Source organism: Actinomyces wuliandei (genome assembly GCF_004010955.1).
GTDB classification, from domain to species: domain Bacteria; phylum Actinomycetota; class Actinomycetes; order Actinomycetales; family Actinomycetaceae; genus Actinomyces; species Actinomyces wuliandei.
Genome location: NZ_CP025227.1, coordinates 2311875 through 2330047 on the forward strand (window position 1 = coordinate 2311875; position 18173 = coordinate 2330047).

General features: G+C 69.4%; 13 protein-coding genes. 7 read left to right on the forward strand and 6 right to left on the reverse strand.

Annotated elements, in window-relative coordinates; translation table 11 throughout:
* Positions 1 to 228: 228 nt before the first annotated feature.
* Positions 229 to 1017, forward strand: a complete 789-nt coding sequence (locus CWS50_RS09610; protein ID WP_206610396.1) for a DeoR/GlpR family DNA-binding transcription regulator — start codon at positions 229 to 231, stop codon at positions 1015 to 1017.
* Between the two features lie 148 nt (positions 1018 to 1165).
* Here CWS50_RS09610 and CWS50_RS09615 read toward each other — a convergent pair whose 3' ends face one another.
* The 6 genes from CWS50_RS09615 to CWS50_RS09640 all read right to left on the reverse strand — a co-directional run bounded on the left by CWS50_RS09615 (position 1166) and on the right by CWS50_RS09640 (position 8755).
* Entirely contained in the window at positions 1166 to 2590 is a 1425-nt protein-coding gene (locus CWS50_RS09615; protein WP_127842617.1) for a sn-glycerol-1-phosphate dehydrogenase, read from the reverse strand.
* A 53-nt stretch (positions 2591 to 2643) separates the two neighbouring features.
* Positions 2644 to 4260 carry an FGGY-family carbohydrate kinase gene (locus CWS50_RS09620; protein ID WP_127842618.1) on the reverse strand — a complete coding sequence of 539 codons (1617 nt, stop codon included), beginning with the start codon at positions 4258 to 4260 and terminating at the stop codon, positions 2644 to 2646.
* Between the two features lie 74 nt (positions 4261 to 4334).
* Positions 4335 to 5201: an HAD-IIA family hydrolase gene (locus CWS50_RS09625; RefSeq protein WP_127843390.1), complete on the reverse strand. Its 867-nt coding sequence runs from the start codon at positions 5199 to 5201 to the stop codon at positions 4335 to 4337.
* Between the two features lie 32 nt (positions 5202 to 5233).
* A complete protein-coding gene (locus tag CWS50_RS09630; RefSeq protein ID WP_127842619.1) occupies positions 5234 to 6310 on the reverse strand; it encodes a DUF7973 family transport facilitator in 1077 nt (358 codons plus the stop codon).
* A gap of 37 nt (positions 6311 to 6347) precedes the next feature.
* Positions 6348 to 6821 (reverse strand): RpiB/LacA/LacB family sugar-phosphate isomerase, encoded by a 474-nt coding sequence (locus CWS50_RS09635; protein ID WP_127842620.1) that lies wholly within the window; start codon positions 6819 to 6821, stop codon positions 6348 to 6350.
* On the reverse strand, positions 6812 to 8755 hold the full coding sequence (locus tag CWS50_RS09640) for a ribulokinase (protein WP_127842621.1): 1944 nt from the start codon (positions 8753 to 8755) through the stop codon (positions 6812 to 6814). The genes CWS50_RS09635 and CWS50_RS09640 overlap by 10 nt, the downstream gene beginning before the upstream one ends.
* A 403-nt stretch (positions 8756 to 9158) precedes the next feature.
* Here CWS50_RS09640 and CWS50_RS09645 point away from each other — a divergent pair, with 403 nt between their 5' ends.
* The 6 genes from CWS50_RS09645 to CWS50_RS09670 all read left to right on the forward strand — a co-directional run bounded on the left by CWS50_RS09645 (position 9159) and on the right by CWS50_RS09670 (position 17902).
* Positions 9159 to 10913, forward strand: coding sequence for a glycerol-3-phosphate dehydrogenase/oxidase (locus CWS50_RS09645; protein WP_127842622.1), 1755 nt, complete (start codon positions 9159 to 9161; stop codon positions 10911 to 10913).
* 345 nt (positions 10914 to 11258) lie between these two features.
* A complete protein-coding gene (locus tag CWS50_RS09650) occupies positions 11259 to 12002 on the forward strand; it encodes an MIP/aquaporin family protein (RefSeq protein WP_127842623.1) in 744 nt (247 codons plus the stop codon).
* Positions 12003 to 12063: 61 nt separating this feature from the next.
* The gene (glpK, locus tag CWS50_RS09655) at positions 12064 to 13614 is read left to right on the forward strand and encodes a glycerol kinase GlpK (RefSeq protein WP_127842624.1); all 1551 of its coding nucleotides are present in this window, start codon (positions 12064 to 12066) and stop codon (positions 13612 to 13614) included.
* 738 nt (positions 13615 to 14352) lie between these two features.
* On the forward strand, positions 14353 to 16041 hold the full coding sequence (locus CWS50_RS09660; RefSeq protein ID WP_127842625.1) for an L-lactate permease: 1689 nt from the start codon (positions 14353 to 14355) through the stop codon (positions 16039 to 16041).
* A 218-nt stretch (positions 16042 to 16259) separates the two neighbouring features.
* Positions 16260 to 16568, forward strand: a complete 309-nt coding sequence (locus CWS50_RS09665; RefSeq protein ID WP_127842626.1) for a hypothetical protein — start codon at positions 16260 to 16262, stop codon at positions 16566 to 16568.
* Complete coding sequence (locus CWS50_RS09670) at positions 16565 to 17902, forward strand: hypothetical protein (protein ID WP_127842627.1); 1338 nt, start codon at positions 16565 to 16567, stop codon at positions 17900 to 17902. Before CWS50_RS09665 ends, CWS50_RS09670 begins: the two co-directional genes overlap by 4 nt.
* The last annotated feature ends 271 nt before the right edge of the window (positions 17903 to 18173 follow it).

Sequence of the window (18173 nt, forward strand, 5' to 3'; positions counted from 1 at the left end):
GAGAACCTGGGCGCGAAGGCCTGGGAACATGGTCCCACCCTCGCCCCGCGCACACGTGCAGCGGACCGACGCGGCCAGCTACAACACGGGTACACCCGTACCGGTGCCCGCAGGAACCACGCAGCCCCAGGGCACTTGTCCCAGGTCACTGCGTCCAAGGCGCCACCCCGGCGACGGCTGGCAGTAGCGTGAGAAGGCCCCACAGCCACGACCCGCAGGAGAGTCCCGTTGCAGCCCGACCCACCAGGCAGTCCCTGGGACCGCCGCCTAGCCGTCGCCGAGACGGTCTTCGCGCGCGGTAACGTCAGTGTCGAGGAGCTGGCCGCACTGACGGGCGTGTCCACAATGACGATCTACCGGGACCTGGCCGCCCTGGAGGACAGTGGCATGGTCCAACGGCACCGGGGCAGGGTGGTCGCCCTGGCCTCAAGCCTGCACGAGGCCGACGCTGACTTCCGTCTGCAGCAGAACACGCGGGCCAAGCAGAGCATCGCCTCGGCCGCCGCAGCCCTGGTCCCCCATGGCAGCTCACTCATGATGGACGACTCGACCTCCGGTATCTGGCTGCTTCGCGCCGTCGCGGACCTCAGCTCGATGACGGTGGTGACCAACTCGCTGCTGGTAGCCAACGAGATCGCCTCCGCCCGCTCCGCCACGCTCGTCGTGGCGGGCGGGGAGTACCAGCCCTGGGCGCACGCCACGATGGGCCAGTACGTGACCGAGCAGATCGCCTCGATGCACGCCGACTTCTGCTTCCTGTCCGCCTCCGGCATCGCCGGGCTGTCCTGCTACCACCCCTACCAGGCCTTTGCGGAGGTCAAACGAGCCATGATGCGCTCCGCGCACACCTCGGTGCTCCTGCTGGACCACACCAAGATGAGCCGTCGTGCCCTGTTCAAGTTCGCCGACCTCACCGACTTCGACCACGTCGTCGTCGACTCCGACTTTGACCCCGGCCTGGTGGCACGGCTGCGGGAGGCGGAGGTCAGCCTGGTGGTGGCCGATCCGCCCGGCTGACACGACCGTCCCTGGAGGCCCCGCAGTCCCCGGGACAGTGAGGGCCGGGGGCGCCTGCCTGGTGGCGGACGTGGGACGGGAGCCCGGCGGCGCTGGGGTGGCGACCTCGCGGACCGTCCGGGGACCGCCGCCGCGACCAGCGGAACAGCTATCGTGCCCATGGGCGAGCAGCCCAGAAGCCGCCGTCGGAGAAGAGCGCGTCCACCTCCGCCTCCAGGACTCCGGCCTGGTAGAGGAGGTCCAGGAGCGTGTAGCGCGAGCGGATCATCCGCGAGCGCAGGTAGGTGTCACGGAACCGCTGGCGGCTCAGGCCGACCTGCTGGGGGTGGTAGACGCCGCCCACCCGGCGCAGGAGGCTCTCCACCTCGGCGGCGGCGACCAGCTGCGCCCGGCAGCGGCGTCGTACCTGCGGCCAGGAGCGCCGCACGAGCTCCAAGCGCTGGCGCAGCTCCTCGGCACTGACGTACTTGGCCATCGTCTGGCGCACCGCAGGCTCGACCATCGCCCCGGTGAAGGAGGCACGTACCCGCGCCTCCTCCTGCTCGGCGCTGGGCCAGGCAGCCACGGCGGCGTCCACGTCGAGGGCGCCCAGGTCCATACCACCAGCGCTATCAGCATCACCAGCACTGCCAGGGCCGACGACCCGCTCCCACAGCGCCAGCACTGCGACGGTCCCCAGACCCACCTTGAAGCCGTGGGTCAGGGGCGGCTCCTGGTCCGCGCCCAGGTACTCCATCTCCCAGGTGTGAGAGAACTGGTGCCCCGCCCCGGAGGCGGGTCGCGAGCTGGCACGGTACCTCTGCATGGACAGCCCGGACATGACCAGGCCCTCCAGGAGCCCCTCAAAGGCCTCGGCCCGTCCCGCGACCAGCCCCTCGGGATCACCGACTGCTCTTCCCAGGGACCCTTGGGCCAGGTCCCAGGCCTCCTGGTCGATGGGCTCGATCCCCAGCTCGTCCGCCAGGATCCAGTCCGCCCCGGCGGGTACCTTCTCAATCAGGTCCCCCACCCCGGAGGCGGTGCAGCGCCGGGGGGCCTTGGCAATGACGTCGAGGTCGGCGACGAGCCCCTGGGGCGCCCGGCAGGTCATCGTCTGCTTGAACCCCTCCCGGGTGATCGCCGCCCCGAAGGCTGCGTAGCCGTCCATCGAGGCCGCCGTGCACACGTGCATGTACCTGCGTCCCAGCTCCTCGCTGGCGAGCTTGGCCAGGTCGTTGAGGGTCCCCGACCCCACGGAGCAGGCCACCGCGTCCAGGTCGCGCAGGCGCTCCCGGAGAAGCTCCACGTTGCGGTAGTCGGCGTAGAGCGTCGGCACGGCGGGCAGCACGCAGGGCTCAGCCAGCTCGACCCCCGCCTGCTGCAACGAGTCCTGTACGGCCCGCCCAGCCGCCTCCCAGGTGTTGCCGTCAGCGACGACGACCCCCCGGGCCTGCCCGAAGAGCCCGGTGAACACCTGACCAGTGCGGGCGAGCACCCCCCGGCCCCGCAGCACGACGTCGGTGTCGTCGGCGTCCCTGAGGGCCTGCTGCACCAGGTCTCCCCCGTCCTGCTCGTGCTCCTGATCATGCTCCATGGCACTACCTCCTGTTTCTTTCCGGTTCTTTCTTTCCCTGACTGCTGCCCCCTCTAGCGCATGGCCTCACGGTCGACCACCTTGTGGATGGTGTCCTGGACCCGGGGGAAGAGCTCGCAGTAGCGGTCCAGGTAGAAGCGGTACTCCTCGTGCAGCTCTGCGCGCGGCTCGAAGACGTCGATCTCACGGACCATGGACGCGGCTGCCTCACCCAGGTCCTGGTACAGGCCCGCTCCCACAGCGGCCACCACGCACGCCCCCAGGGCCACGGCGTCCCCGACCTCCGTGACCGCTATGGGCACACCGGTGACGTCGGCGTGCATCTGCATCCAGTCCCTGCTCTTGGTGGCCCCGCCGCAGGCGACGATCCGGTGTACCTGGAACCCGGCCTCGGCCATGACCTGCAGGTTGTGGGCCGTCCCGTAGCACACCGACTCCTCGATAGCCCGGTAGAAGTGGGCCGGGGTGTGCATGAGGGACAGTCCGGCGACCATGCCGCGGGCCTTGGAGTCGGAGTAGGGGGTGCGGTTGCCCTGGAAGTAGTCGTTGATGATGAGTCCGTCGCTGCCGGGGCGGATCTTGGCGGCCTGGGCGTCAAGGACCTTGTAGGGGTTGAGGCCGACCTTCTCCGCCGCACTGGTCAGGTCCGAGGCGAACCCGTCCTTGAACCACTTCAGGACCGACCCGGTGGAGACCTGCCCTCCCTCGACGGTGTACTGCCCGGGCACGACGGCGTCGGTGTAGGCGCCGAAGAACCCCGGCCCGTGGATCTCGGTGGCCGACTGGCCGGTGAGCACGTGGGAGGAGCCAGTGATAAGCGCCATGGACCCCGGGGACAGCACCCCCAGGCCGATCTGCCCGGCCCAGGCGTCAGCGGGCCCCTGGGCCACCGGGATACCGGGCCGCAGGCCCAGCAGCTGGGCAGGAATGGTGGCCAGCGGCCCCACCGGCACACCCAGGTCCAGGACCCTCTCAGGAACCTTGGCCAGCACGTCGGCGCAGCCGATGGTCTCGTAGAAGTCCTCCGGCCACCCCCCGTAGCTGCGGTTGTAGTACATGCGCAGGGCCGCCGAGCTGATGCTGGTGGTCCACTCCCCGGTGAGCTTGTAGGTGGCCCAGTCCACCGCGTCCACCACGTGGGCGGCCTGGATGTAGGTCTGCGGCTCGTTCTCCTTGAGCCAGGCGGCCTTGAAGGGGTACCACTCGGCGACGGCCGGGGAGCTCCCGCCACCGTTGTACAGACGGGCCACGGAGTCTGAGGCCTGCGCCCGGGCGGCCTGCTCAGTGGCACGCACATCCATCCACATGATGGCCGGGCGCAGCACCTGGCCGCGCCTGTCCATGGCCACCAGTGTCAGGGTGGTGGCGTCGTAGGAGATCCCCGCGATCTGGGAGGCAGAGATCCCCGCACTGTCCAACGCCCTGTGGGTGGAGGCCTGGAGGGCGTTCCACCAGTCCTCGGGGTCCTGCTCCGCCCAGCCCGGCCGGGGGTGGGAGGTGGGGTAGCCGGTAGCCGCCAGGGCCAGGGGGCGGCCCTCGACGTCGCAGACGGAGACCCGGCAGGACTCGGTGCCGAAGTCGATCCCCATCAGGTAGGTGCCCTGGTTTCCAGCGCTGGAAGCGCTGGAAGTGCTGAAAGTGCTGTTAGTGCTGGTGGTGCCGTCAGTCATGATTCTCTCCTTTGAGTCTCGTGCTGGTGGTCGTGGTGGGTTGACGGGCAGGCTGGTCGTGGCTGGTGGGCGGCTCACTCGTCCTCGGACCACCCCAGCCGCTGCCACGTCCCTGCGGGTAGGAGCCGGTCGACGCGGTCGAGGACCCAGCGGGGGCGGCGCGACGGCTCCAGGGAGGCGATGTCGGAGGCGGTGGCCTCCCCGGTCAGCACGCAGGCCGATTCCATACCGGCGTCCAGCGCCATCTGGATGTCGGTGGACAGGCGGTCACCCACCATGACGCACTGGGACGCCTCCACGTCCAGGCCCCGCAGCGCCTCAGCCACCATGAGTGGGGAGGGTTTGCCCAGGCTGACCCGGCACCTGTGGCCGGTGCACGCCTCAATGGCTGCGGTGACTGCGGCACAGTCGGGCTCCCCGCGCCCGCCCGGGAAGGGGCAGTACCGGTCCGGGTTGGTCTGGATGAGGAAGGCTCGTTGGTGGAACCAGATGGCGTCGAAGGCGATCTGGAGCTTGCGGTAGTCGAAGGTACGGTCGTAGGAGGCGAGGACGATGTCGATCTCCTCCGGCTCCTCGGTCAGGACGGTGCCCGCCTGTACCAGGGCCCGCTTGAGGGGCTCCTCAGCGATGGCGAAGACCTTGGCACCGGGGTGGTGCTCGCGCAGCCACCGGGTCGTGGTCACCACGGTGCTGCAGACCTCCTCGGGGTGGACGCAGACTCCCAGGCCGCGGAGCTTGTCCAGGTACTGCTGCGGGTCCCTGGTCGGGTTGTTCGACAGGAAGCGCACCGGGACACCCTGCCTCCTCAGCTCCGCGATCAGCCTCCTGGCACCGGGGAGGAGCTGGTCCCCCAGGTAGATGGTGCCGTCGAGGTCGAACACGTAGGCCTGGGCGAGCCCCGTGGGAAAGGAGAGCAGGGCTGGGTCCTGGTGTCGGGTCAGGTCGTGGGGGCGGCTCACGGCGGTCCTCCCGGTCAGGACAGGAGGGCCGCGACGCTGACCACGACCGTGTTGCCCAGCCAGATAGAGGCAGCCGGGGGGTCGATGTGGCTGACGCCCCGGTTGTGCCACAGGCGTGCGGCAGCCTCAGCGAGGAACGCCGTCATCGTGCCGAAGAGCGCCGCCAGGCCGACGGCGCCCACAGCGGACAGCCAGGTGCCGGGCCCCCAGGAGGAGGTGGCCGTCCAGGTGTAGTCGGCAAAGGAGGAGCCCTCAAGGAGCGGGAAGAGCTGTACCGCGGCGAGGCCGCCGATGTTGGTGACGTGGTGCTGGACCGGCATGCTCCTGTTGGTGATAAGGAAGAGGATGATGACGGCCGAGATACCGAAAGCGAAGGTGTTGGCGTTGGCCGCGGCCAGGTTGGAGGGCAGTCCCCGTCCCGCCAGGTGCGCCCCCACGTTGGCGGCCAGGAAGAGGGCAGCCCCGCCAGCGAAGGCCCCGAACACCACCCCGATGGTCACCACCTGGGCCGGCCTCTCCTGCCACTGGAGCCAGCGGCCGCTCTCACCGGGCCTGAGCCGGGCCAGCCCCCGGACGTCTCTGGGCAGCGCGTCCCGGTTGAGCAGGGAGCCGCGCATGAGCCCCCGGCCCGGCGCCCCTCCGAGGAGGCAGCGCGCCAGGAGCGCGGACACCAGGACGGTCAGGGCCACGGAGTCCGTGTGGGTCCCGAACCAGGGGATCTGGGAGATCCCGAGCTGGCAGAGGTAGCCCAGGGCGCCGAAGGCCGCCCCTACCAGGAGCACATCGGGCCGCCCCAGGCCCGCCAGCGGGGAGTTGATGTCCTTGCCGTCGTCCACGTAGCCCCTGTAGGTGGCGTAGGCCGCTGCGGCCACGCCGCCGGCGAAGGCGACGTGCGGCCCCATGAACGGCCCAAAAGCCAGGTAGTCGAAGCCGACAGTCGATCCCGTGGCGGCGAACACCCCCCAGGAGGCGAGCACGCAGACACCGGTGAGGACAAAAGCGTAGTTGGCGCCGATCGCGGCACCGACGGCCCCGCCCGCGCAGGCGAGCACGAGACCGAAGAGGAGTATCCCGACGGAAGCGGTAAACATCGTTGTTCCTTCGCCGTAGGTGGTCTAGGTGGATGGTCTAGGTGCTTGCGCTGCCAGCCTCGGCCTCCAGGCGGTCCAGGAGGTCGATGTTGGCCTTGGAGTGGGAGGCCGGGTCGAAGGTGTAGCCGAGGAACTCCCCGGCCAGCCTGCGGGCGAGCTCGCGGCCGATCACCCGCTGGCCCAGGCACAGCACGTGGGCGTCGTTGGACATGATGAGTCGCTCCACGGAGAAGGAGTCGTGGGCGGTGCAGGCGCGCACCCCCGGTACCTTGTTGGCACAGATGGCCATGCCCATGCCCGTGCCGCACACGAACACCCCCCGGTCAGCCAGCCCCTGGGCGATGAGCCGGGCACCTGCGAAGCCGAGCCCCGGGTAGGTGGCCTCCTCACCGGGTGCGGTTCCGAGGTCGATGACCTCCTCGACCCGGGGGTCCTCCTCCAGGTCGGCCTTGATGGCCTCCTTGTAGTCGGCTCCCACCGAGTCCCCGGCGACGACGATCCTCAGTGCCATGTCTGCTGCTCCTTCCCCTGCGCCGTCTCCTGCACCGTCCCTGTCCCGCCCGTGCGCGCGGTGGGGCGCCGCTCGGCACCGTCATCGCGCACCGCCTGGCGTCGCAGGTCCCCCAGGCGGTGCATGACCTCGTTGGCGCCACGGCCGAAGTAGTCGTGCAGGAGCGTGTACTCCGCGAACAGGGCGTCATAGGCGGCGTGAGCCTCGGCATCAGGGGTGTAGGCCGCACGGGTGCGCCGTCCCATCGCCGCCGAGGCGGCCCGCACGTCCGGGTAGCACCCTGCTGCGACCGCAGCGTGGACAGCCGCCCCCAGGGCGGGACCCTGCCCAGACTCCAGGACCGAGACGGGGACCCCCAGCACGTCGCAGTAGACCTGCATGAGGAAGGAGTCCTTGACCAGGCCGCCTGCGGCCACGAGCTCGGTGACCTCGATCCCCGCTGCCGCGTAGGCCTCAATGATGGTGCGTGCCCCAAAGGCCGTGGCCTCGACCAGTGCCCGGTAGACCTCCTCGGGCCTGGTGCGCAGCGTCAGGCCCAGCACCAGGCCGCTGAGCCGCGAGTCAGCCAGGACGCTGCGGTTGCCGGAGTGCCAGTCCAGGGCGACCAGCCCGTGCTCACCCACCGCCTGCCGGGCCGCCAGGGCGCCCAGGTAGTCGTAGGTCCCCACCCCCCGGCGGCGCGCCTCCTCCTGGTAGGAGGCGGGCAGGCAGGTCTCCACGAACCAGGCGAAGATGTCCCCGACTCCGGACTGCCCAGCCTCGTAGCCCCACAGCCCCTCGACGACGCCTCCGTCCACGACCCCGCTCATGCCGGGAACCTCAGCCAGCACCTCGCTGACCGTCACCAGGCAGGTCGAGGTGCCCATAATGGCCAGGAGCTGGCCGGGCTCGACCGCCTGGGCGGCCGGGGCGGTGACGTGGGCGTCCACGTTGGCCACGGCGACAGCAGTCCCCTGCGGCAGCCCCGTCCACTCGGCCGCCTGCTCGCTCAGTCGCCCGGCCACGGACCCCAGGGGGAAGGTCTCGTGGGGCAGCCTGGTCCTGGTCAGCTCGCTGAACCCCGGCGACAGCTGCTCCAAGAGCTCCTCGTCAGGATAGCGGCCGTCCTGGAAAAGGAGCTTGTAGCCCACCGTGCAGGCGCTGGGGGCGTAACGACCGCACAGCTGCCACACGATCCAGTCCGCAGCCTCCACCCACAGGTCCATGGCCTCGAAGACCTCACGATCCTCCTCGTAGACCTGCAGCGCCTTGGGCATCGACCACTCGCTGGAGACCACGCCCCCGTAGCGGGCCAGCCAGGGCTCGTCGCGCTGTCTGGCAAGCCGGGTGAGACGGTCCGCCTGCCCCTGGGCCGCGTGGTGCTTCCACAGCTTGACGTAGGCGTGGGGTCGGTTGGCGAAGCCGGGCACCTGGGCCAGGGGCGTCCCGTCAGCCTTGGTTGGCATGACGGTGCTGGAGGTGGCGTCAACGGCGAGACCGACGACGTCGTGGGCACTGGCCCCGTGGTCACGGCGGGCTGCTTCCAGGGCCTGGGGAACCGCCTGCCGGAGCACGTCGAGGTAGTCGGAGGCGTCCTGCAGCGCCCAGTCGGCAGGCAGGTCCCTGCCGTCACCTGCCGTGAGGCAGGTGTCCATGACCGCGTGGGCGTAGGCACAGGTGGCGCTGGCCAGCTCGGCTCCGTCCGTGACCCGGACGACGACCGCACGGCCGGACAGCGTGCCGAAATCGACTCCCACGACAAGGGCCTGGTCGGCCCGGGCGGGCGGGGTGGCACCCGGATCCGAGCGGGTCAGCCCCGGCACCACCCCGGGCGGGGCCTCGGGCTGGCCTGGCCGGTCCGTGCGTGAGCCCGCCCGGCAGGAGGAGGCAGGCAGGGAGCAGATGGCAGAGGAGGGACGGGGTGTCTGTGCTGACTGTGCTGACTGTGAGGACATGGTGCTCTCCAGGTGTGAGGGCAGCGACGGTGCTGCGAGTCCGACGCGCACGACCCGGCGGCCTAGCCCGGCGGCCTGCTGGGAGCGACGCGATCCCGCCCCAGCAGCCTGGCGAGCAGACGAGCCGGACTCAGGCCTGCGCTGCCTGACCCCTCCACTATAAACACATTTGCTGTTGAAAACAACAAGAACGCTGTTACTTCTCTCAGGCGACTGTTCCCGGCAGGCACAGACATCCCCGCCATCTCGCCAGAAGACACCTCTGGGAGGGACCGCGACCCCGCAAGGACGTTCAGACCACCTCCCCGCACCTGCACGCCCGTCCGCAGAGATGGCACAGGCTCGGGGCCAGCACGAGGCTGGCACCAGTGCAGGCACAGTCAACGCTGACAGGAGACAGCTCATGAGCCCCGCCACCGACCACCCGTCCACAGCCCTCAACCACAGCCAGCGCCAGGCGGCACTGGCCGAGCTGAGCTCCTCCGAGGGGCTCGACCTCCTGGTCGTCGGAGGAGGAGTCACCGGCGCCGGCATCGCCCTGGACGCCGCCTCCCGCGGCCTGCGCACCGGCATTGTCGAGATGGGCGACTGGGCCGCCGGGACCTCGTCCTACTCCTCCAAGCTCGTCCACGGCGGGCTGCGCTACCTCTACCAGCTGGACTTCGCCCTGGTCCACGAGGCCCTCACCGAGCGCGGCCGCCTGCTGACCACCACCGCGCCGCACCTGGTCAAGGCCCAGCCCTTCCTCTGGCCCCTCAAGCACCACTACGAGAGGTCCTACTCTGCGGTCGGAGTCGGCCTCTACGACGCCCTGGCCCTGGCAGGTGCGCGCGGGCACAAGACCGTGCCCATCCAGCAGCACCTGGGCCGCAAGGGCACCGCCGCCCTGGCACCCGCCCTGGACACCTCCCACCTGGCGGGCGCCATCCGCTTCTACGACGCCCGCGTGGACGACGCCCGCCTGGTCATCGACCTGGTGCGCACCGCCGTCGGCCTGGGCGCCCACGCCGCCTCCCGCACCAAGGTCACCGGCTTCCTCAAGGACGCCCACGACCACGTCACCGGGGCCCGCGTCACCGACCTGGCCACCGGCCAGGAGCTGGAGGTCCGCGCCAGGCGGACCATCAACGCCACCGGGGTGTGGACCGAGGACGTCCAGGACCTGGCCACCCAGGAGGGAGGCCTCAAGGTCCTGGCCTCCAAGGGCATCCACATCGTGGTGCCCAAGGAGGTCATCGACGCCGAGACCGGCATCTTCCTGCGCACCGAGAAGTCCGTCCTGTTCATCATCCCCTGGCCGGACTACTGGGTCATCGGCACCACCGACACCCCCTGGGACCAGGACGTCGCCAAGCCTGTGGCCACCTCGGCAGACGTCGACTACGTCCTGGAGCACGCCAACTCGGTCCTGACACGCCCCGTGCGACGTGAGGACATCATCGGCGTCTACGCGGGCCTGCGCCCCCTGCTCCAGCCCCGCCTCAGGCCGGGGGCGCAGGCGGCCTCCACCAAGGTCTCCCGCGAGCACACCGTGACCCGGGTGGCCCCGGGCCTGACCGCTATCGCCGGGGGCAAGCTGACCACCTACCGGGTCATGGCCGCCGACGCCGTCGACCACGCCCTGGGAGAGGGCCTGGCCACGACCCACCCCTCCGCCACCACCGACCTCCCCCTGGTCGGGGCCGCAGGGTACGCCGACCTGGTCTCCCAGGCCGGGAGGATCGCCCAGGAGCGGGGGTGGACCCTGGAACGCGTCACCCACCTGCTGGACCGCTACGGCTCGGAGACCACCGAGGTGCTGGCCGCCATCGACGCGGACGCCGCTGCGCCAGAGCCCGAGCGCCTGGGGCTGGCAGCACCACTGGAGGCGGCCCCGCAGTACCTGCGCGCCGAGGTCGCCTGGGCCGTGACCCACGAGGGGGCGGAGCACCTGGAGGACGTCCTGACCCGCCGAGTGCGCCTGGACATCTCCCGGCGGGACCGGGGCCTGGGTGCCGCCGACGAGGTCCTGGCCATCATGGCCCCCCTGCTGGACTGGGACCAGAAGAAGGTGTCCGCCGAGCGCGAGTCCTACGCCGAGCGGGTGGCACAGCTCGCCGCTGCCGAGACGGAGACGAGCGACGCCGCTGCCGTCACCCACGTCTCCCGGCCGATCTGAGACAGGAAAGGAGCGGTAGCCCACCTGTCCGGGCACGCCCCAGCACGTGCCCGGACACGCACCCAGAAAGGTCACAAAGGGGGGACTCGCCGAGCTTCTCACGCGACTGCGCCACACTGGTCCCTACAGTTCTCCCGACGTCGTGCGAGAACCTTCCACAGCCCGTGTGACGTCCTGGCGCCCACGTCCAGACGGCTGCGCTCCTGCTACAGGCCCACCGGCTGCCTGGTGGGAGCACGTCCACCGGCTTGGCCACGGCACCTTTTCCTTGTCCAGAGCACGGCAGCCCGCCGCGCCCGACACCGCGTGCGGCCACCCGGGCCGGCACGCAGAAAGCGAACCACGATGACAGAACTGTCCATGGTAGAGATCTTCCTCTCAGAGGCCTTTGGGACCTTCCTCCTCATCCTTCTGGGTGTCGGAGTGGTGGCGGCCGTGTCACTGCCTACCTCCAAGGCCAAGGACGCCGGGTGGATCGTCGTCACCTGGGGGTGGGGCCTGGCGGTCTTCGCCGGCGTCTACGGCGCCTACGCCACCGGAGCCCACCTCAACCCGGCAGTCACCGTCGGCCTGACCGTCGCCGGCAGCGACCTGGCCGAGGGTGTCCCCGCCACTGCTGGCAACATCGCCGTGTACGTCGTCGCCCAGTTCGTGGGCGCGATCCTGGGTGCCGTGGCCGTGTGGCTGACCTACAAGAAGCAGTTCGACCAGGACGCCGACCCCGCCGCCAAGCTCGGGGTCTTCGCTACCGGGCCGGCCGTGCGCTCCTACGGGTGGAACGTCGTCACCGAGGCTATCGCCACCTTCGTCCTGGTCGGCTGGATCCTTGCCTCCGGCCAGACCCCCTCCCAGCTCGGCCCGCTGGCCGTGGCGCTGGTCATCGTCGCTATCGGCCTGAGCCTGGGTGGCCCCACCGGATACGCCATCAACCCCGCCCGTGACCTCGGTCCGCGCATCGCCCACGCCTTCCTGCCGATCCCCGGCAAGGGCGGCTCCGACTGGGCCTACTCCTGGGTCCCCGTCGTCGGACCGATCATCGGTGGCGTGGCTGCGGGACTGATCGTCCCCAACCTTGCCGGCCTGTTCTGAGCAGGACCGTCACACCTACCGTGTCCGCATACGGACTCACAACGGAGTGAAAGGAACCCCCATGTCCGAGAACCCAGGTACCGTCGAGAAGCAGTACGTGCTGTCGATCGACCAGGGCACCACGTCCTCGCGTGCGATCCTCTTTGACCACGCTGGAGCCATCGTCGCGGTGGACCAGAAGGAGCACGAGCAGATCTTCCCCCGCGCCGGCTGGGTGGAGCACGACGCCGTCGAGATCTGGGACAACGTGCGCTCCGTCGTGGCCGGGGTGCTGTCCAAGGCGGAGGTCAACCGCCACCAGATCGCCTCGGTGGGCATCACCAACCAGCGTGAGAGCGCCGTGGTGTGGGACAAGAGCACCGGGGAGCCGGTGTACAACGTCATCGTCTGGCAGGACACCCGCACCCAGGCCATCTGTGACCGCCTGGCCGGGGACGTCGGCCCCGACAGGTACAAGGACCAGGTGGGCCTGGGGCTGGCCACCTACTTCTCCGGCCCCAAGGTCGCCTGGATCCTGGAGAACGTCGAGGGCGCCCGGCAGCGGGCCGAGGCCGGCGACCTGCTCATGGGCACCATGGACACCTGGGTGCTGTGGAACATGACCGGTGGCGTCAACGGCGGCGTCCACGCCACCGACGTCACCAACGCCTCGCGCACGATGCTCATGAACATCGACACCCTCGACTGGAACGAGGACATCTGCGCGGACATGGGGATTCCCACCTCCATGCTGCCTGAGATCAAGCCTTCCTCGGGCGTCTTCGGCTACGGCCGCAAGAACGGCCTGCTGATTGACACACCCGTCTCCGGCATCCTGGGGGACCAGCAGGCAGCCACCTTCGGCCAGGCCTGCTTCGAGGTGGGCCAGGCCAAGAACACCTACGGCACGGGTTGTTTCATGCTCATCAACACCGGGACCACCCCGGTGCGCAGCGAGAACGGCCTGCTGACCACCGTGTGCTACCAGATCGGGGACCAGCCCGCCGTCTACGCCCTGGAGGGCTCCATCGCGGTCGCAGGCTCCCTGGTCCAGTGGCTGCGCGACAACCTGGGGATCATCCAGGACTCCAAGGACGTCGAGGAGCTGGCCAAGACGGTGGAGGACAACGGCGGCGCCTACTTCGTGCCCGCCTTCTCCGGGCTGTTCGCCCCCTACTGGCGCCCCGACGCGCGCGGCGCGCTGGTGGGCCTGACCCGCTACGTCAACAAGGGCCACATCGCCAGGGCCGTGGAGGAGTCCACCGCCTTCCAGACCCGTGAGGTCCTGGAGGCGATGAACCGCGACGCGGCCGCCTCCGGCACCACGCTGACCGAGCTCAAGGTGGACGGGGGCATGACTCGCGACGAGTTGCTCATGCAGTTCCAGGCCGACCAGGTGGGCGTGCCTGTGGTGCGCCCCCAGGTCACCGAGACCACGGCGCTGGGCGCGGCCTACGCCGCCGGTATCGCCGTGGGCTTCTGGTCCGGCACCCAGGACGTCATCGACAACTGGGCCGAGGGCAAGCGCTGGGAGCCCGCCATGGAGGAGGCCGAGCGCGAGCGCCTCTTCCGTAACTGGAAGAAGGCGGTGACCCGCACCCTCGACTGGGTGGACGAGGACGTGGTCGAGTAGCAGTCCTGCCCGGGTGAGCCGACTGGCCCACCCGGCAGCTCTCAGTGGTCGCCCCCGCAGGCCCGGGCACCTGGCCGGTCCTGGCCTGCTGGTGGTCGCCCCCGCAGGCCCGGGCACCTGGCAGCCCAGGCAGCAAGAACGTCGTGGGACAGCGCGGAGCCGCGCTGTCCCACGACGTTCTCGGTACCTGCCGATCCCCCCGCCGGGCTTCAGCCCCACCATCATCCTGCACATCTTCAACCTGGTGGCGCGACAGCCGTGTCCTGCAATCATGCGGAAAGATGCTGAAAGATCCCGAAAGACCATCCTCGAGACAGGACTCTGGATGCTGAAGATGTGCGCCAGAGAGTGCGTTGCACATCTTCAGCACCTAAGCGAAAGCCGCTCCCTTGGCAGGGCAAGGATCTGGCCTCCACCAGAAGACCCAGGTGGCTTGAAGATGTGCAGCAGGGTGAGTGGCAGCGACAGGGCACCTGCACCAGACGCGCCCACGTTGCGGGGCAGCCGACGCAATCCCGTGACAACGTGACGACAACATGGCACCATCGGTGCACACCGTACGACCACCGGCCCGGTCGGCCCCGGCTCTGCAGCCCTGGCCCAGAAGCCCGTCCCGCCCCGGCTCCGGTTCAGTCCGGTGTCTCCTCGGACGGCACCGTCCGCCGGGAGGCGCACCACCAGCGCCGTCCACGGACACACCGTCTGGCACGACCACGCACCAGACCTGGAGAGCACGCAATGACGCCCCTCACCATGCCGGTCCTGCAGCTCGCAACCTCCTTCACCCCCTCCACCACCGCTGTCGGTAGCAATGTCTTCCTCACGGCCCTGGTCGGGCTGGCCCCACTGATCCTCTTCTTCGTCCTCATGGGGGCCTTCAAGGTGCCCACCCACTGGTGCTCCCTCATCTGCCTGGGGGTCTCCGCCCTCCTGGCAGTCGTGTGCTTCCGCATGCCAGTGGGGATGACGGCCCTGTCCGCCACGCAGGGGCTGGCCATGGGGTTCGTCCCCATCATCTACATCATCATCGCGGCTGTGTGGCTCTACAACCTCACCGAGGTCTCGGGCCGCTCCCGGGACCTGAGGGCTGTGTTCAACACGATCGGCAAGGGCGACCAGCGCGCCCAGGCGCTGATCGTGGCCTTCTCCTTCTGCGGGCTGCTGGAGGGCCTGGCCGGGTTCGGGGCACCAGTGGCGATCACCGCCGCGATGCTCCTGGTCCTGGGGCTGCCCAGGATCAAGGCGGCGCTGCTGACCATCGTGGGCAACTCGATCTACGTGGGCTTCGGGGCGATGGCGATCCCGGTGACGACGGCCGCCAACCTGGGCGGGGGCGAGGACCCGGCCGTGGTCGCCACGTTCATGGGCCGCTTCACCTGGCTCATGTGCGTGCTCATGCCCTTCATCCTGCTGTCCGTGCTCGACGGGGCACGCGCCCTGCGCCAACTGTGGCCCCTCGCCCTGGTCGCCGGGCTGGCAACCGGTGTGGGGCACTTCCTGTCCCCCTCGGTGTCCTACGAGCTCACCAGCGTCATCGCCGCCCTCCTGGGCTTCGCCGCCTCCTACCTGTTCCTTCTGGTGTGGACGCCGAGCACGCCGCAGGAGTACCGCTCCGAGGTGGCGGAGCAGGACCGGCCGGACCGTGAGCGCGTCGTCCTGGCCCTGCTGCCCTACGTGCTGGTGGTGGTGATCATCGCCGTCACCAAGCTGTGGCGGGTCGGCGTGGACCTGCGCGAGGTCCTGGCCTCCACCGACGTCGCCGTCCAGTGGCCGGGGGTGTACGGGTCCCTGCTGACCCCCTCCGGCGAGGCCTCCCAGTCGGCGGTCTACACGCTGCAGACCCTGTCCAACCCCGGGACGTGGATCTTCCTCACGGCGGTCATCGTGACCCTGGTGTACGCCGCACGCTCCTCGGGGGGCCTGTTCCCGATGACCGCCGCACGAGGGTTCCGTGCCCTGCCGGAGACCTGCTACAACCTGCGCCTGTCGATCCTGACGATCGCGACGGTCATGGCCCTGGCCTACGTCATGAACTTCTCCGGACAGACCTCTGCGGTGGGCGTGGCCCTGGCCACGGCTGGCGGGGCCTTCGCCTTCCTGTCCCCGGTCCTGGGCTGGATCGGCACGGCGGTGGCGGGGTCGGCCACCAGCGCTGGCGCGCTCTTCGCCAACCTCCAGGCCACGGCAGCCCAGGGGGCGGACCTGGACCCCCGGCTCCTGCTGGCGGCCAACACCATCGGCGGCGGGCTGGGCAAGATCGTCTCCCCGCAGAACCTGGCCGTGGTGACCACCGCCGTGGACTCCCCCGGCTCGGAGCCGGAGATCCTGCGCAAGGCGGCCCCGTACTCGGTGGGCCTGCTCCTGCTCCTGTGCGTACTGGTGCTGGCCGCCTCCCAGGGGTGGCTGGGCGGTTACACGCCCGCCTGAGGCGCGGGCGGGCGCGTACCGACTGCGACCCTCCGGCACCCGCTGGCCACCCCCGGCACCTGGCGCCCTGGTGGTCGTGTGGTTGCGCACACCCAGGGGCGCGTCTTCCCTGGCGATCTCACGGTGCCCGGCTGCCAGCACTCCAGAAGAATGTTGACTAGATCTCAAGACCAACATAGTGGGACGCAGCGACCAGCACGTCACCTACAGTAAGTTCCGTGAGCTACGATCTTGAGATTCGTTTCGACGTGCTGGCGCATACTGCTTCCAGGCTGGACCAGGAGCACGACACCCTCTCCGACTCGCCAACCAGCTGCCTGGTGAGCGCCCAGGAGGCGACCTCCGGGTTCCCGGCAGCCTTCAACGGCTCCTTGTTCAACCTGGCGGACGAGCACCGCAGCGTGCTCGAAGACCTTGACACGGTAGCAGCGGGCATCCGGACAGCCTCAGACTACTTCGAGCTCACCGAGGAGGACATCGCCGCCTCCGCCAGGCACCTCCTGCGAGAAAGCTGGTTGCGGCCATGACTACGACCGTCACGCTGTCGGCTGCGGCGTCCTTCACCCCGGAGCCTTACTACCAGGCCGCTTTTCGCTTGAACTCACAGGGGCGCACCGCCCAAGACGCCGCGCACGGGATCGTCAGCGCCAAGACGACGGCTGCCGAGGGGTGGAAGGGCAGGGCCGCAGCAGCCTTTGCAGCACGCGCCACCTCAGTAGCAGGCACGGTAGAGGGGCTGGCCACCAGCCTCATACAGCATGCCAACCTGCTGGAGTGGTATGCAAAGGCCAAGAACACCGCCTGCCGAAGAGCGGTAGATGCCGCGCAGCAGATGGAGGCTGCGGGTTTCGAGGTCGCGGACGACTGGACGCTGTCCCTGTCGGCGGCTCAGCAGCAGGCTACCGGGCAAGGTTTCCTCCTGACCCAGATGGCCGCCATGCAGACGACGCTCAACGCCTTCGCCCAAGCGATCACCCTGGTGGACACCCAGGCCACGGCCCAGCTGGCCTCTACAGCACCTACTGCGCCCATGTCGCCACAGGAGGCCCCATACACCACCGCCAATGGCTACACGACCGGGGAGCCCCCGGACCGGACCATCAAATTTGACGACGATTTCCCATTCGGCTCCAAGAGGGGGACCGCCACCGTCGAGGACGAGCTCTCCTGGCTCCGGTGGGAGGCGATGCTGCGAGGAGCCCAGGCGCTGCGCCCCGACCTCGACGACGCTCTGCCCATGTACGAGCACTACCGGGACGCCAGCGGCACACCTATGACCTTCGACTACGAGGAGGGGTACCGGGAGGACACCTCGATCCGCAAAGAGGTTGACGGAGAGCTGAACGAGACCATCACGGCAGCCAACGAGCTCGTCGAGAATGGCTATACCGACACCAAGTTGCACTCCCCTATACGTCAGGGCGATACCACCACGGACAACTGGTCAAAAACCATCGGTCAGCACCACTACTACAGCGACTCCACACTCAGAGTTGAGGGTGACACGGTGACACTGACAACGACAGTCACAGCAAGAGACCGATGGAACTTCAACAACAACATGGCCGACAAGGCCACAGGTATCCCTGACGCCGAAAACGGCCGCTTTGAGGAGCTAGGCTGGGCGCGGAGTTTTGACACGAGCGGGACCCTCACCCGAACGGTGTCGTGGAAGGTCGGGGAGGAGCCGCCCCAGCTCGGGGACGGCTCCGGCCAGGAGCCAGGCGACTCGCACGACGATGAGTCCCGGGACCGCAACGACTGGCGCGGCGGGTGGGACAACGGTGGAGGCCGCTACCCCCGCCACGAGCCCGGTGGCGGCGACCAGGCCAACCGCTACCCTGACGGCAGGCAGTACTGAGGAGGTTGCGTCGATGGTGACCGGCCGACTTCGAACCGACACCGCTGCGCTTCTGCCACTCATTCCGGGCCTACGAGGTGACGAGCCACGCCGGTGGATTGTCTGCGATGACTCCGGCAACGGCCTACCAGGCCCGGTCACCACACGGACCCACGCCCTGGTGACAGCCAAGGGCGTCCTTGCCAGAAAGCCTGCAGGCTACGCCGACACCCCGGCCTGCCTACCAGCAGGCATCCCGTCCGTCCTTGGAGCAGACACCTCCCCGCCATGA